This is a genomic window from Aliishimia ponticola, assembly GCF_004803475.1.
GTDB lineage: Bacteria > Pseudomonadota > Alphaproteobacteria > Rhodobacterales > Rhodobacteraceae > Aliishimia > Aliishimia ponticola.
The window spans coordinates 60,125-73,955 of the sequence record NZ_SRKY01000004.1 but is presented as its reverse complement, the minus strand read 5'-3'; the positions used below and the strand labels follow the sequence as shown (position 1 = coordinate 73,955).

The following is a 13,831-nucleotide window of genomic DNA, read 5'->3' as shown; positions in this document are numbered from 1 at the left end:
CGTTGTCAAAGCCTTGTGCCGTGATCAGGTCCAGGCAAGACGCTCCGGGAAGATCACGAAGGAGATGTGGTGGTCGCCGCCAACAAGGTTTTCCTTGGTGTGGTTGTAAAGCGAACGCCAGTAAGGCTGGATCGTCACGCCTTCGTCCTGGATCAGCTTTTCACCTTTCGCCATCAGCTCGCGGCGCTTTTCGACATCCGCCGTCGCCAGCGCTTCGGTCAGGATGCCGTCGAACTCTTCGTTGGACCAGCCGAACTCGTTCCACGCCTCGCCGGACTTATAGGCCAGCGCCCAGATTTGAACGCCAAGCGGGCGGTGGTTCCAGTTGGTCGAAGAGAACGGGTACTTCGTCCAGTCGTTCCAGAATGTCGAACCGGGCAGAACCGTCCGCTTCACCTTGAAGCCCGCATCGCGCAACTGTGCCGCCACCGCGTCGGTGGTGTCTTTGCGCCATGCATCGTCGATGGAGATGATCTCGTGCTCGAAATCCATCATGCCGGCTTCTTCCATCAGCGCCTTGGCGCCAGCCGGATCGACCTTCTGCGGGGGCAGTTCGGCATATTCGGGATGGAATGGCGCAACGTGGTGGTTTTCGGCCTTGATGCCGCGACCGCCATAGCCCAGCTCAAGCAGAACGTCATTGTCCACGGCCATTGTGATGGCGCGGCGCACACGCGCATCTGCATAGGGCTTCATGCCGTTGACTTCCGCCTCTTGGTTCGGGCGGATGACGATGGTGGACGCGGTTGCGCGTTCATGGACGGCCCAGCCATCAAGCGATGCCAGAATGTCGATGAAATCGCCATCCACGTCATAGGTCATATCGAATTCATCGGCTTCGGCGCCAGCGATCCATGCCGCAGGGTCGGTGCCGTAATCGACAAATTCCACACGGTCCATATAGGCGCCGTTGCCTTCGTCCCACCATGTGTGCTCGGTGTTGCGGACGAGAACGCCGCGCACGCCAACTTCGAGCGTTTCGGGCAGGTAGGGGCCGGTGCCGATCGGGTTGGAGATCATCGATTCCGAGTCGGACGGATCATGCGAGCTGTGCACAATCGCCGCCGGATAGTCCGCCATGCCCGCAATCAGCGACACGTCGGAGCTCGGCAGGTTCAGCTTGACGGTATGCGCATCGACGACTTCGACCACGCCCTCTTTCAGCTTCTCTGTCTCGCCGTCGATCAGCGTTGCAAAACGCCCGGCCATGGAGTTGCCTTCAACGCCCTTGTCGCACCACATCTCGATGTTGCGCGCCACGTCTTCAGCGGTGAAGTCGTCGCCATTGTTCCACTTGACGCCCTTACGCACGTTCAGCGTATAGACCGTCGCGTCATCGTTGATTTCCCAGCTTTCCAGCAGGGTCGGTGTGAAAGTACCGTCGTTCTCGTAGGTCACGAGATATTCCAGCCAGCCGCGATAGAAGTTGGAAATCTCGTTCCAGTCCGCGGTGCGCGGGTCTTTCATGCCGCGAACCGATTGCTGAACGCGCACTTCGCCGCCCATCTTATGTGCCGCCGCGTTCGCCGCTGGCGCGGTTGCGCCCAGCATCGCGTAGGCCGTGGCCGCCGTGGCGCCAAAGCTCGACGCCGTGGCAAGGAATTCGCGGCGCGAAATCGGATCATTTCCGATCTTCTTCGCGGACTCCACGATCACCTTCGGCATCGGATTGCCGGTACGGGTAAAAAACTCCATGATTATCCTCTCTGTTGGTTCCCGGTCTGAACTGCCGCCGGGAAATCAGGTGTGCAGTTGGTTCTGCGTTTTATCCCACCGTCCGTTTCGGACAGTCATCGAATGTTCCGACGAACGGGTGCGGGGCGTCAACCCCATCAAGGGGCCGTTGCCTTTTAATAAATACAGCCGATTTCCCGCAGTTTTGGGCAGTTCTACGTCGTGGCGGGGCGCAAAACCGACCTTTCCGGTGCTCCGGGTGCGTCTTGCGGGGCCAAGGCGGACCTAGCGTAAGCTTTGCCGCAAGTGCTGCTCAAACATGCGCATCCTCCCGTAATCCGGGAAATCGTTGAAGCCTCGATGCTGGTTTTCGCATCATGGCACGGACAAACGGGCGCGTTTTTACCCGGCCCAAACGCGGCATCAGCCCACCGCCCTTGTTCCGGGCAGCGCGCGGATGCAGGAATGCGGAACGTAAGCCAATGGGAGACTTTGTGCCATGAAATCGCTGTTGCCCGCAGATATCGCCCCGCCGTTCGCGCGGTATTCCCACGGGGTGGAAATCGGGCCGGGCGCGCGCTGGGTGCGCACCTCCGGGCAGCTTGCACTCAGCGCCGATGGCACCGTACCCGATGGGGCCGAGGCGCAAGCGACCCTGTGCTTTGCGAACATTGCGGCGATTTTGGCAGAGGCGGACATGGGGCCGGCGAATGTCGTTCACGTGCAGGCTTATGTGACCGACCGGACGCATATGGCGGGCTATATGGCCGCGCGGGATGCGTGGTTGGCGCAGGTGCATGTCCTGCCCAGTTCGACATTGATGATCGTAAGCGGCTTTACCCGCCCCGAATTCGTTGTCGAAATCGAAGTCTGGGCCGCGGCGGAGTAGCGCCGCGCCGTTCATCAAGCCAGACGCTGGGACCAGTCCTTAGAAATCGACAGTCACACCGGGCAGATCCAGCGCCTTGACCATTTCCCGAAGTTCCTGGCGCGCGGCCACGTTGGAAATGTTCAACTGCTTCACGCCGACATCCTTCAGGTCAAGCAGCGTCAGACCCCGCGGGAAGAGTTCGCGGAACACAACGCGTTCGGAAAAGCCGGGGGCGATGCGGAAGCCGATCCGCTTCGACAGCATCTTGAGCACATGCTCCATCTTTTCCTTGTTGACCATGCGCTGGGTGCCGACGCGGTTGCGCAGCACGATCCAATCGATCGGTTTCAGCCCTGCCTGCGCCCGAAGCTGCCGCGCACTCCACACCATTTCTGAATAGACCGAGGGGCCATGAATTTCCGTTCCGGTCTGATCCACATGCGCAAGCAGGTCGAAATCGACGAAACTGTCATTGAGCGGCGTAATCAGCGTGTCGGCCAGCGAATGCGCAACTTGACTCAACCGAGTATGCGAGCCGGGGCAATCAATCACGATGAAATCGCTGTCCGGCTCAAGCGAGGCAACAGCCGCGGACAGCCGGTGATCATAGATGTTCTCGCCCGGTTGCAACGCGTCCTTGGGAACCTCGGGCAATTCGTGCATCTCGGGCGTGGCGAGGGTCACGCCCTCTTCCTGAACCAGCCGGCGCCGGTTTTCGAAGTAGCGAGAGAAGCTTTTCTGGCGCAGATCGAGATCAAGACAACTGACCTTGTGACCCATGCGTGCCAGAGCGGTCGAGACGTGCATAGACACCGTAGACTTGCCCGCGCCTCCCTTTTCGTTACCCACAACAATGATATGTGCCATACGCGGTCCTTTGCCTGGAAAGGTCTTGTGCCTTTTGTCTCGGACTATACTGGTGGTAGCGGGGCAAGAAAAGCTGATGCGGACCTGCGGATGATCGACACAAGAAGCCGTGGCATACGTGTCACGACACGGGGGTCTGGGCGCGCAGCGCTTGCTGCAACGGGAAGAGATACGGGGCGTAGTTTTGCCATAGCGTATCGCCCGATGGCGTGATGGCCTGACGTACCTGTTGGTTCGATGCGGTCAGGACCATACCTTGCCGCGACTGAGGCGACAGGCAGGCTTCGCTCCACTCTAGGTTGCAGAAACTTATGAGTTTTTTGATCACGGGTTCGGGAGATGCCGTGAGCGTTTCGAGAGGCAGCCGATATGTTCGGTCCGGGAAACGTGCTAGCACCCGCGCCCGTCGTTCACGTTCCCGCGCGATCATCGCCGCGATATCCTCTGCGCCATAGGCGAAGCCATTGCCGCTGCCGGCAAAATAATGCCGATATAGCGACAGCGCGTTCATTTCCGGCCCGCGTTCCATCCAGATGACCCGCGCCTCGGGCAGGGTGGCCAGCAGGATTTCAGCCCAGCGGAAGTTCAATGGCATCTTGTCGATGACGACAGGCTCAGACTTGGCCGCCGCTTTCAAACCCGCGCGCATATAGGCGGCGAATGTGTGCAATGCTTCTTCGTCCGGCGCGCCAACAGGTGTTTCGCGCAGCAGCGCCGCGGCGGCTTGGCCGGCAAAAGGCAACTCCCCCGCTGCGGTCACACCCGGCGCGCCCGCGATGATCTGTTCCGTCAATGTGGTGCCAGAGCGGGGCAGGCCGACGATGAATATCGGGCGCGGTGTGGTATCATCGCCATCGTCCAGTTCATCCGATGCCAAGGTTTCAAGCCGTGCGAACAAAGCCTCATCGCGGGACGGATCGTATCGGAGCGAAGATCGGCGCAACGCATTGCCCGATATGAGTTTCGCCGCCGCTGCCGGGAAGTCCCCGATGTCTTCATAGGCCTTGGAGAGCGCGAAATGCAGTTCCGCCGCTGCGACCGGGGTGGGACTGGCCTCAAGCAGCGCGCTCATCTGCGCCAGATGCGGGTCATCCGCCGTATAGGCGCGAACACCTGACAGCGCCCGGTGGAACCCCGCGTGATCGGGCGCGAGCTTCAGCGCCGCTTCGAAATGCCCTGCGGCAATGGTGTGATCCCCGGCGGCGGCGGCTGCGATGCCCAGATCGTGCAGAAGTTCCGGGTCTCGCGGGGTGATTTCATGCGCGGCGCGATAAGCCGCGATTGCCCCCTCATGCTGGCCCTGATTAAGCAGGGCGCTGCCAAGGAAACGATAACCCCGCGCTTTGTGCTGTGGGGTCGCATCCGCCCGCGCCAGCACTTGGCCCGTCAGGGTTTCAACTTCGGGGTAATAGCCCTGTTCCAACCGACATTGCGCCAATGTCAGAAGATGGTCGGGTTCTGGCGACAGATCGCATGCTTTTACAAGGTATCGGTGCGCCGCGCCAAGCTGGTGCGCCTCTAGCCGGGCGGCGCCACCATTATACCAAAGCTTGGGATTTTTCGGCTCGCGCGCCAAAGCGGCGTCGTAAAGCTCCAATGCCTCGATCGGTCGTCCGAGCTTGCGCAAGGCTGCCGCGCGCACGTCCCGCACGGTTGGATGTTGGGCGGACAGGTCTTCGGCCATGGCAAGGGCGGTCTCAACCTCGCCCCGTTGCCATGCGGCCAGCAGTTCCGGCACCGCGTCCTGCGCGCGGGACGCCAGCAGCCCAGCCAGACCCGACCGCGCCCGCTGGTTCGCCGGATAACGCGCAAGCACCTCCCGAAAGAGCGCTTCCGCACCGTTGATATCGCCCGCCTTCGCGGCTTTCTGCGCGCGCGAAATCAAGACGGGAGCTTTGACATTCTGTGCACCCATATCCGGAGCGATAGAGGCTAATCCTTTAGAAACGGTAAGTGAATTTCCCGGCTTGCTAGAAAAGGGACTCGGCGCGGGGTAAACCAACCCTCAAATTGTTGCCCGAGGCGGCCAAGAACCCAAGCCAAAGAGGGACTGTTTCCAGATAACCTCTGTAATCGAAATGTTATTTTGAATCTGTCGAAAATGTGGGTAGGACTGCGCTCCACGGGATTAATGATTTCTTACATGGGGTAACGAATATGAGCACGGGTACGGGTGGCACGGTCACGTATGATAACACGGTCGTTTTGACCGGCTCTCTGTCAGGCCAGACAGTGGACGGGGGCAGCGGCTATGACTTGCTGACGGCGGATGCTCTTGCGACCAGCCTGATCGTCGACATGAACACCGGCGAATTGTCCGAGCGTTACGGCACCGGCACGGCCACTTTCACGAATTTCGAATCGATTCTGACCGGCAGCGGCGATGACATCTTCCGCTGGGGCATCGATGACACGGCACTGGTCGAAGCGTACCGTTTCGATGCCGGGGCCGGGACAGCCGACCTGATGCGCGTCACGGGATCTTCGCTGCTTGCCGGGCAAGAGGTCACAACCTTCGACCTGGACGCGGGCTGCATCGCTGGACTTGATAACGGGACGGCTGTCGACTTTGCCTATATCGCCAATTTCGAATGGCTGACGGTCGAGATCGACGGAGACATGACCGTGTTCGGATCCGCCGGGGATAACGTGCTGACCATGCGCGGCACCGGCGACGATGTCATCGAAGCGCTGGGCGGCAACGACCAGATCACCGGTGGCGCGGGCGACGATACCCTTGATGGCGGCGATGGCACCGACGCGGCGCTTTACGTTGACGCAACCGCCGGCGTGTCCGTCTATCTTCAATATAGCGGCTCCGATGTGGGCGCTGGGCTGGGCCGTGATACGTTCATCAGCATCGAAAACGTCTACGGCTCCAACTATGATGACCGCCTGATCGGCGACGGCGGCGATAACGAGCTGTACGGCCTGCAAGGCAATGACATCATCAAGGGCAAGGGCGGCAACGATCTGCTGGCCGGTTTCGAAGGCGATGACACGCTGCGCGCCGAAGATGGCGATGACACGCTGTTCGGCGGTGACGGCAACGATATCTTGCTTGGTCTTGGCGGTGTTGACGGGCTCGATGCGGGCGCGGGCGACGATTACGCCTATGGCGGTCAAGGCAATGACGTCATCTATGGTCGCGATGGCGACGACGTGCTGCGCGGCAACCGCGGCAACGACACGATCTTTGGCGAAGCGGATGCAGACGATCTGCGTGGCGGCGGCGGCAATGACAGCCTCGACGGTGGCACGGGCGACGATTTCATCTTTGGTGAGAACGGCAGCGACGTGCTGTTCGGCGGCGCGGGCGACGATGTGTTGACCGGCGGCGTTGGCGGCGGCGTGATGGACGGTGTGACGGATAACTTCGTCTACTCCACCGCGGGCGGCTCGGGCGGCTTTGACCGGATCAAGGATTTCGAAGACGGGATCGACCTGATCAACCTGTCGACCTTCGGCTTCACCGATTTCGACACCGAGGTTCTGACGCTGGCAAGCGACCGGACCTCCGGTATGCGCCTCGATTTCGGGAGCGGCGACGTGCTGTTCATCGAAGGTTTCACCGTCGCGCAGTTCGACGCAAGCGACGTGATCTTCGCGTAACTTCGAAAGCCCCGGTCCAGCGACCGGGGCTTTTCCTTCCCTCGGGCACCTCTGTTTTTCCAGCACAGCCGGCACCCGACAATTCCGCCAGAGAAATGTGCGGACTTGGCAGGCGCCGTTCCAGATGGGATGGTCCGAAAGACATATTTGAACAGAGGGGCAATTGATGAACGGCGGACCGGGTGACGACACGATAACCTTGGATTTTCCGTTGCAGGACGGGGCGGTGAACGGCAGTGGCGGGTTCGATACGCTCGATCTTGGCGCTGCGACGGTCGGTCTTTTCCTGGACATCGACGCGGGTTATGTCCGCGAAACTCTGGCGTTGGAGATCGTGACCTTCGAAGGCTTCGAAGCCTACACCACGGGCGCCGGTGACGACTTCTGGCGCATCGCACTCGATACGCAAGCCCCGTACCTTCCGATCTATGATGCGGGTGCCGGCGATCTGGATGTTCTGCGGATCATGGAGATGACCGTCGGCGCGACGGATACGGTCCAATCGGTGAGCTTCGGCGCGGCGGGAAGCATCACCGGGACGAAAAACGGGACAGCCGCCACCTTTGCAGAGACGCGCGGGTTCGAAGTGCTGACCATCGAGGTGGATACCGACCTCGACTTTATTGGCAGCGACGCGGGCGAGATCGTGAATATGCGCGCTGGCGGTGACAACCACTTGCAGGGCTTCGGCGGCGACGACCACATGATGGGCGGACGTGGCAACGACATCATCGATGGTGGCGCGGGCAGCGACACGGCGCTGTATAACTGGTCCAACGCCGGAGTGACGGTGTATCTTGAGCATACGGACCGGGACGTGGGTGGCGACCAAGGCCGGGATATCCTGATCGATATCGAGAATTTGACCGGCTCCGGCTATGGCGATCGCCTTGTCGGGGATGCGGGCAGTAACGTGCTAAGCGGTCTTGGCGGCGATGACCTGATCATTGGCAAGGGCGGTGACGATTTCCTCTTTGGCCATGATGGCAATGACGAGCTGCGCGGCGGCGACGGCGCGGACCAGCTGACCGGCGGCGAGGGCGAGGATGTTCTGTTTGGCCTTGCTGGCGATGACATGGTCTTCGGAGATGACGGCGACGATTACGCTTATGGCGGTCGGGGCAATGACCTTGTCTTTGGCGGACAGGGCGCTGACAGGCTGCGCGGCAATCGCGATTCCGACGATCTATATGGCGAGCGCGGCGCAGACGATCTGCGCGGCGGCGGCGGCGCTGACGGTCTTTATGGTGGGGAAGACAACGACTTTCTGCTGGGCGGAAATGGCGCGGACGTCCTTGTGGGCGGCTCCGGTTCCGACGTGTTGATCGGCGGCGCTGGCGGCGGCACTGGCGACGGTGCGATGGATACCTTCGTTTTTGGCTTCAGCGACCAAAGCGGGGACGACTACAACCGCATCAAGGATTTCGAGGACGGACTCGACATGATCGCGTTGGATGGGTTCGGCTTTACCGATTTTGCGACTGACATACTGCCCCTCGCGCGGGATACCGGCTTTGGTCTGCGGCTTGACCTTGACGCCGGTTACGTCGTTCTGATCGAAGGCGTGTCGCTGGCGCAGTTCGATGCAGGCGATGTGGTTTTCAGCTAGGCGCTGCCCGGCCAAGCTGCGCTGATGCGCACCCAACACGATACCCCGGAAACGAAAACGCCGCCCCAAAGGGACGGCGTTTCGGAACACAGTATGTGCCAAGGCTGATTAGAAGCCCAGACCTTCGTATTTCTTTTTGAACTTCGACACGCGGCCGCCGGTATCCAAGATACGTGCGCCGCCACCGGTCCATGCCGGGTGCACTGTCGGGTCAATGTCCAGCGCCAGCGTATCGCCTTCTTTGCCCCACGTGGATTTCATCTGAATCACGGTGCCGTCGGTCATTTTCACATCGATGATGTGGTAATCGGGATGGGTATCTTTTTTCATCTCTCTCAGGCCTCTGCACCAGTGGATTTCGGCTTGTAGTTCGCGTTCTCGGCAATACGGGCCGATTTACCGCGACGCGAGCGCAAGTAGTACAGCTTCGCACGGCGGACACGGCCGCGGCGTACCACTTCGATGCTCTCGATATTGGTGGAGTAGAGCGGGAACACACGTTCGACGCCTTCACCGAAGGAAATCTTGCGAACGGTGAAAGAGCCCGCGATGCCGGAACCGTTGCGGCGGCTGATGCAGACGCCTTCGTAGTTCTGCACACGAGTCCGCGTGCCTTCCGTCACCTTGTAGCCCACGCGGATGGTGTCACCCGCTTTGAAGTCGGGGATCGTCTTCCCCAGGTCGGCGATTTGTTCCGCCTCGATCTGTGCGATCAGGTCCATGTGACCGATCTCCTATGCTTGCCCGCGGTTTTGTCCACGGAGATTTGTCGCGCCTCAGAACTCCGTGTCTTCATCGGGTCCGCATGTCGCGCCCGCCGGAGGATCAGGTCGTCATTCCTTGTGTCGATTTGCCCAAGCAAGGACGCCGAAGAAAGCGCCAATAGGGCAAAGGTCCGAATCCCGAAAACGGGACCGAACGCGCGGTGTATAGGGGCAAACCGAAGACCGATCAACCCGTTTCAACGGGTCTTGCGCAGCCTATTTCTTGTACGCGTCCCACAGGTCCGGGCGTCGGTCCTGCGTCAGCTTTTCGGACATCTCGCGCCGCCATGCGTCGACCTTACCATGATCGCCAGAGGTCAACACATCCGGGATCGCGCGGCCCATCCATTCGGCGGGGCGTGTGTATTGCGGATGCTCAAGCAGACCGGCGGAATGGCTTTCCTCTTCGGTGCTGGCAGCGTTGCCAAGCACGCCGGGCAAAAGCCGCACGGTGGCGTCGATCATTGCCTGCGCCGCGATCTCTCCGCCGGTGAGGACGAAATCACCAAGAGAGACTTCCTGCACGCCGTAATGTTCCAAAACCCGTTCATCCACGCCTTCGAACCGGCCACACAGCATGGTTACGCCATCACTGCGCGCCCAGTCGCGGGCCATTGCCTGCGTGAACGGCGCACCGCGCGGCGACAAGTAGACCAAGGGCCAGCGCCCGCGCGCGGCGCGCATCGCGTCTTCGATGGCGGGCCCGACCACATCGGCGCGCAGAACCATACCCGCACCGCCGCCAGCCGGGGTGTCATCGACATTGCGGTGCTTGCCGATCCCGAAGCCGCGCAAATCATGCGTGTGCAACTGCCACTTGCCCTCGTGCAGCGCCTTGCCGGTGAGGCTCAGACCCAGTGTGCCGGGAAAGGCATCGGGAAACAGCGTGATGATCCGCGCCTGCCAGACACCGACCAGATCGGGGGCTTCATCCATCAGCGATTGCGGTTTGAGCGTGGGCCGGATCGCCTTGCGGCCATGCGACTTGGACGGAAGCTGCGTCACAGCAGCCCCTCGGGGGGATCGATCACGATGCGGCGCGCCTCAAGATCCACAGTCGGAACGACAGCCCGCGTGAAAGGCACCAACACGGTGGCAGAACTTCCGGGGCGCAACAATTCCAGCAGGTCATCCGCACCGTGATTGTGAACTGCCTTCACCGATCCCAAAGCCTCCCCGCCGGTATCGACGGCCTCAAGCCCGATCAGATCCGTGTGGTAGAATTCATCGTCGGGCAGGGCGGGAAGCTGCGTGCGCAGCGCGAAAAGCTCCACCCCTTTCAATGCGTCGGCGTCTTCTTTCGTGGCGATCTGCGCGATGCGGGCGGAAAACCCATTCTTGATCGGGCGCAAAATGGCCAGATCATAGGACCGCCCTTCGCTGTCAGTCAGGGGCGAGTAGGTTTCGATATCCTCGGGATTGGCGCAAAAGCTCTTGATCCGCACTTCGCCCCGGACCCCGTAAGCCCCGGAAATCGCCCCTACGACGATCCGATCATCCTGCATCATTCTGCCCCCCGACATAGGCCGTCACGGACCTCTCCGCCCGCATCCGTGCACGCGCTGGCAACCTGACTGCGTTCAGTCAGCAATCCCGCCGCAAAGGCGATGATAACAAAGATGATGGTGCGGATCAGTCGAAACATATGCGCGTTCTGCCCTTGAGGTTGGTCCTTTGTCCAGACGGGGGCGCAAAATTGCTGCGCGGCGGTCTGGCTGTGTCGATTGCCGTGACTGGCTTTGCCGTGTCTGGGGTTACCGTGTCTCGATCGTCAGACTGTCAAAGCGGTCTTCCCAGCCTGCGCGCTCCAACTCGGGGGTGAGCGATTCTTCTTCCGGCCAGCCGATGCAGAAATACCCGATCAATGCCCAGTCGGCGGGCGCTTGCAAATCTCGGCACATCTGCGCCGGGTCCAACACCGACACCCAGCCCATGCCCAGCCCTTCGGCCCGCAATGCGAGCCACAGGATCGTGACAGCTGACACGACAGAGTAGCGTCGCATCTCGGGCATGGTGGTGGCGCCAAGCCCGTGGCCCTTGGGGGTGGCATCATCGCAGAACAAGGCAAGCTGCACCGGCGCTTCGCGCATCCCGGACAGTTTCAACCCCGCATAGATCGCGGCGCGATCGCCGTCATACCCGGCCAAAGCCGCCTGGTTGGCAGCTTCGAAATTGCGCAACGCCGCAGCGCGGGCCTCAATGCTTTCGGCGCGGATGATGCGCCACGGCTCGCTCAGCCCGACCGAAGGGGAAAGCGAAATGCAAGAGAGGCAGCGCTGGAGCACTGCCTCATCTACTGGATCAGAGCGAAAGCGCCGAACATCCCGGCGCAATCGCATCAAAAGCTCAAGCTGGTCGCGAAAACCTTCGGAAAACGATGTCTCCATCATGCCCTCACGCGACCCCATGGGCTTATTCTGCCGCCGCTTCCTCTGCGGGCTCGGCTGCGGGCTCTTCTGCCGGTGCAGCAGCAGCTTCTGCCGCTTCAGCTGCCTTTGCGGCTTTCTCTTCTGCGCGCTCTTGCGCTTTCTTGCCCGGTGTACCCTTGTTCGGGTTGTTGCGCTCTTTCTTGGCCAGAACGCCAGCCGCTTCGAGCATGCGGGAAATCCGGTCGGTCGGCTGCGCGCCTTGGTCCAGCCAGTACTGAACGCGTTCCATGTTCATTTTCACGCGCTCTTCGCTGTCTTTCGGCAGCAGCGGGTTGTAGGTGCCCAGTTTCTCGATGAAACGGCCATCGCGGGGCATACGGCTGTCGGCCGCTACGATGCGGTAGAAAGGACGTTTCTTGGAGCCGCCGCGGGCCAGTCGGATCTTCATTGCCATTGTTTTAGTCTCCTAGGATTTTCATGTGGCGGGTGCGCTGAAGCACACCCTACTTCTGGTGGCTTTTGTGGTGCTGAATGACTTCAGCGATGATGAAGTTCAGGAACTTCTTGGCGAATTCGGGATCGAGATCCGCGCGTTTCGCCAAATCTTCGAGCCGTGCGATCTGAGCCGCTTCGCGGTCGGGATCGGACGGGGGAAGGTCGTGCTGGGCCTTGAGTTTGCCCACGGCTTGCGTGTGTTTGAACCGCTCGCCCAACGTATAGACAAGGATCGCATCCAGCCGGTCGATGCTGGAACGGTGGTCGGCCAGAATCTGGGCCGCCTTTGCAACCGCATCGGTCTGAGGATCGGGGGATGTGTCAGTCAAGGGCCCATCCTTTCGGTTTGAAGAGCGGGTCGGCGTAATGCGCGATTTCCATGTCGATACCATGGGCGATCTGGCTATCGCGCAGCTGACCCGGCGCCGGGTGGCGGTAGACCGCGTCAGAGCCGTCAATCGTCGCCGCGTCCCGGTCCTTGATACAGCCCAGACGTTCGGCGAGCCGGATCGAATCGAGGTTCTTGGGGTCGATATAGCTGACCGCGTTGTCCCACCCCAGATCGTCATAAAAGTAGTGGCGAACCCGGTCCGTGGCCTCCAGCGCGTAGCCTTTGCCGCCTTTATCGGGCCAGATGATCCATGCGATTTCGCGTTCCGGCCACCCGGCGGGCTGCCAGCCGCCGGCCATGCCGTAGGTTTCGCCCGACGTCTTGTCGTGGATCATCCACATGCCGAACCCGCGGATTTCCCAATGGCCGATCTCGGCCGCGTAGAGCATCCAGGTTTCATAAGGGTTCAGCGGACCGCCCATGAAACGCGACCGGAACGACGTGAAGGTCGCCTTGAAATTCGGGTAGTCCTCGGGCTGCGGCGCTTTGAGGCGCAGCCGTTTGGTCTCCAGTTCCGGGATATTGCCAAAGCCCATCACGCCGCCTCCGGCTTGGGGTGGCGATAGACCAGAACGGTCTCATCGGTGTCTTTTTTCTGCGCCGGTTTCGGGTGGTCCGCCGTGGGGTCCAGCCGCGCGCCCAAACGCTCAGCCAAGGCGATGGAACGGGTGTTTTCGGCCACGATGTAGCTTACGGCCGTCTGCCACCCCAGCGTGCCAAAGGCGAAATCGCGCGCCGCTTGGGCCGCTTCGAAGGCGATGCCCGTGCCCTCGACCTCGGCGGACCAGATGGACCAGCCGATTTCCGGTTCCGGCCACCCTTGCGGGAACCATGGGCCAGTCATGCCAAGAGCGGTGTTATCGCCCTTGCGCGTAATGACGAAATTGCCCCAGCCGCGCAGAACCCAATGACCGATGATGTGGCCCATCGCGCGCCACGCCAGTCCGTCTGTCATGTCAGCGGCGCGAATGAAGCGTGACCGTTCGGACCGTGTCATGGCCCGCCATTGCGGCCAGTCATCGGCCTGCGGCGCGCGCAGGATCAGGCGTTCGGTTTCCAGAGCCGGCGTGTTGGACAGGGCGATCGTCATGCGGCGCGTCCCATCCGACACTTTGCGCGCGCGGTGGTCTGGTCTGCCTCCGGCGGGAGTATTTGCGGAACAATGAAGGTCAGCGCGCG

16 protein-coding genes are annotated in these 13,831 nt (G+C 61.2%); 3 read left to right on the top strand and 13 right to left on the bottom strand.

Translation table 11 applies throughout. The features are described from left to right. Window positions 1-24: 24 nt before the first annotated feature. Complete coding sequence (locus tag E4Z66_RS14815) at window positions 25-1,695, bottom strand: ABC transporter substrate-binding protein (protein ID WP_136463831.1); 1,671 nt, start codon at window positions 1,693-1,695, stop codon at window positions 25-27. A gap of 478 nt (window positions 1,696-2,173) precedes the next feature. Here E4Z66_RS14815 and E4Z66_RS14810 point away from each other — a divergent pair, with 478 nt between their 5' ends. Further along, window positions 2,174-2,563 carry a RidA family protein gene (locus E4Z66_RS14810; RefSeq protein ID WP_136463830.1) on the top strand — a complete coding sequence of 130 codons (390 nt, stop codon included), beginning with the start codon at window positions 2,174-2,176 and terminating at the stop codon, window positions 2,561-2,563. A 39-nt stretch (window positions 2,564-2,602) separates the two neighbouring features. On the opposite strand, the gene E4Z66_RS14805 is transcribed toward E4Z66_RS14810, so the two are convergent. Both E4Z66_RS14805 and E4Z66_RS14800 read right to left on the bottom strand, forming a co-directional pair. Next, window positions 2,603-3,412, bottom strand: coding sequence for a division plane positioning ATPase MipZ (locus tag E4Z66_RS14805; protein WP_136463829.1), 810 nt, complete (start codon window positions 3,410-3,412; stop codon window positions 2,603-2,605). 121 nt (window positions 3,413-3,533) lie between these two features. Continuing rightward, entirely contained in the window at window positions 3,534-5,327 is a 1,794-nt protein-coding gene (locus E4Z66_RS14800; protein WP_136463828.1) for a tetratricopeptide repeat-containing sulfotransferase family protein, read from the bottom strand. Window positions 5,328-5,569: 242 nt separating this feature from the next. On the opposite strand from E4Z66_RS14800, the gene E4Z66_RS14795 reads away from it, so the two are divergent. Further along, window positions 5,570-7,024 (top strand): calcium-binding protein, encoded by a 1,455-nt coding sequence (locus tag E4Z66_RS14795; RefSeq protein WP_136463827.1) that lies wholly within the window; start codon window positions 5,570-5,572, stop codon window positions 7,022-7,024. A 166-nt stretch (window positions 7,025-7,190) separates the two neighbouring features. Beyond that, the gene (locus E4Z66_RS14790) at window positions 7,191-8,633 is read left to right on the top strand and encodes a calcium-binding protein (RefSeq protein ID WP_136463826.1); all 1,443 of its coding nucleotides are present in this window, start codon (window positions 7,191-7,193) and stop codon (window positions 8,631-8,633) included. A gap of 108 nt (window positions 8,634-8,741) precedes the next feature. On the opposite strand, the gene rpmE is transcribed toward E4Z66_RS14790, so the two are convergent. From rpmE to E4Z66_RS14745, 10 genes are all read right to left on the bottom strand, one after another. Then, complete coding sequence (gene rpmE / locus E4Z66_RS14785; RefSeq protein WP_136463825.1) at window positions 8,742-8,963, bottom strand: 50S ribosomal protein L31; 222 nt, start codon at window positions 8,961-8,963, stop codon at window positions 8,742-8,744. Window positions 8,964-8,968: 5 nt separating this feature from the next. Continuing rightward, the gene (rplS, locus tag E4Z66_RS14780; protein ID WP_136463824.1) at window positions 8,969-9,355 is read right to left on the bottom strand and encodes a 50S ribosomal protein L19; all 387 of its coding nucleotides are present in this window, start codon (window positions 9,353-9,355) and stop codon (window positions 8,969-8,971) included. A 258-nt stretch (window positions 9,356-9,613) separates the two neighbouring features. After that, window positions 9,614-10,402 carry a tRNA (guanosine(37)-N1)-methyltransferase TrmD gene (trmD, locus tag E4Z66_RS14775; RefSeq protein WP_246036045.1) on the bottom strand — a complete coding sequence of 263 codons (789 nt, stop codon included), beginning with the start codon at window positions 10,400-10,402 and terminating at the stop codon, window positions 9,614-9,616. Further along, window positions 10,399-10,902, bottom strand: a complete 504-nt coding sequence (gene rimM / locus E4Z66_RS14770; RefSeq protein ID WP_136464174.1) for a ribosome maturation factor RimM — start codon at window positions 10,900-10,902, stop codon at window positions 10,399-10,401. Before rimM ends, trmD begins: the two co-directional genes overlap by 4 nt. Next, window positions 10,902-11,042 carry a hypothetical protein gene (locus E4Z66_RS19680; RefSeq protein ID WP_168797810.1) on the bottom strand — a complete coding sequence of 47 codons (141 nt, stop codon included), beginning with the start codon at window positions 11,040-11,042 and terminating at the stop codon, window positions 10,902-10,904. Before E4Z66_RS19680 ends, rimM begins: the two co-directional genes overlap by 1 nt. Window positions 11,043-11,151: 109 nt before the next feature. Then, entirely contained in the window at window positions 11,152-11,805 is a 654-nt protein-coding gene (gene bluB, locus E4Z66_RS14765) for a 5,6-dimethylbenzimidazole synthase (RefSeq protein ID WP_425456149.1), read from the bottom strand. Between the two features lie 4 nt (window positions 11,806-11,809). Continuing rightward, window positions 11,810-12,220 carry a 30S ribosomal protein S16 gene (rpsP, locus tag E4Z66_RS14760; RefSeq protein ID WP_136463823.1) on the bottom strand — a complete coding sequence of 137 codons (411 nt, stop codon included), beginning with the start codon at window positions 12,218-12,220 and terminating at the stop codon, window positions 11,810-11,812. Window positions 12,221-12,269: 49 nt separating this feature from the next. After that, the gene (locus E4Z66_RS14755) at window positions 12,270-12,590 is read right to left on the bottom strand and encodes a chorismate mutase (protein ID WP_246036044.1); all 321 of its coding nucleotides are present in this window, start codon (window positions 12,588-12,590) and stop codon (window positions 12,270-12,272) included. After that, window positions 12,583-13,188 carry a GNAT family N-acetyltransferase gene (locus E4Z66_RS14750; RefSeq protein WP_136463821.1) on the bottom strand — a complete coding sequence of 202 codons (606 nt, stop codon included), beginning with the start codon at window positions 13,186-13,188 and terminating at the stop codon, window positions 12,583-12,585. The genes E4Z66_RS14755 and E4Z66_RS14750 overlap by 8 nt, the downstream gene beginning before the upstream one ends. Next, entirely contained in the window at window positions 13,188-13,742 is a 555-nt protein-coding gene (locus E4Z66_RS14745) for a GNAT family N-acetyltransferase (protein ID WP_136463820.1), read from the bottom strand. The genes E4Z66_RS14750 and E4Z66_RS14745 overlap by 1 nt, the downstream gene beginning before the upstream one ends. Window positions 13,743-13,831: the final 89 nt, after the last annotated feature.

What these genes read in the sequence shown, in the direction of transcription:
- E4Z66_RS14790 (WP_136463826.1), top strand. Translation starts at nt 7,191, where the DNA reads ATGAACGGCGGACCGGGTGACGACACGATAACCTTGGATTTTCCGTTG.
- E4Z66_RS19680 (WP_168797810.1), bottom strand. Translation starts at nt 11,042, where the DNA reads ATGTTTCGACTGATCCGCACCATCATCTTTGTTATCATCGCCTTTGCG.
- rpsP (WP_136463823.1), bottom strand. Translation starts at nt 12,220, where the DNA reads ATGGCAATGAAGATCCGACTGGCCCGCGGCGGCTCCAAGAAACGTCCT.
- rplS (WP_136463824.1), bottom strand. Translation starts at nt 9,355, where the DNA reads ATGGACCTGATCGCACAGATCGAGGCGGAACAAATCGCCGACCTGGGG.
- E4Z66_RS14815 (WP_136463831.1), bottom strand. Translation starts at nt 1,695, where the DNA reads ATGGAGTTTTTTACCCGTACCGGCAATCCGATGCCGAAGGTGATCGTG.
- E4Z66_RS14800 (WP_136463828.1), bottom strand. Translation starts at nt 5,327, where the DNA reads ATGGGTGCACAGAATGTCAAAGCTCCCGTCTTGATTTCGCGCGCGCAG.
- E4Z66_RS14805 (WP_136463829.1), bottom strand. Translation starts at nt 3,412, where the DNA reads ATGGCACATATCATTGTTGTGGGTAACGAAAAGGGAGGCGCGGGCAAG.
- E4Z66_RS14745 (WP_136463820.1), bottom strand. Translation starts at nt 13,742, where the DNA reads ATGACGATCGCCCTGTCCAACACGCCGGCTCTGGAAACCGAACGCCTG.
- rimM (WP_136464174.1), bottom strand. Translation starts at nt 10,902, where the DNA reads ATGCAGGATGATCGGATCGTCGTAGGGGCGATTTCCGGGGCTTACGGG.
- E4Z66_RS14750 (WP_136463821.1), bottom strand. Translation starts at nt 13,188, where the DNA reads ATGGGCTTTGGCAATATCCCGGAACTGGAGACCAAACGGCTGCGCCTC.
- E4Z66_RS14810 (WP_136463830.1), top strand. Translation starts at nt 2,174, where the DNA reads ATGAAATCGCTGTTGCCCGCAGATATCGCCCCGCCGTTCGCGCGGTAT.
- rpmE (WP_136463825.1), bottom strand. Translation starts at nt 8,963, where the DNA reads ATGAAAAAAGATACCCATCCCGATTACCACATCATCGATGTGAAAATG.
- bluB (WP_425456149.1), bottom strand. Translation starts at nt 11,805, where the DNA reads ATGGGGTCGCGTGAGGGCATGATGGAGACATCGTTTTCCGAAGGTTTT.
- E4Z66_RS14795 (WP_136463827.1), top strand. Translation starts at nt 5,570, where the DNA reads ATGAGCACGGGTACGGGTGGCACGGTCACGTATGATAACACGGTCGTT.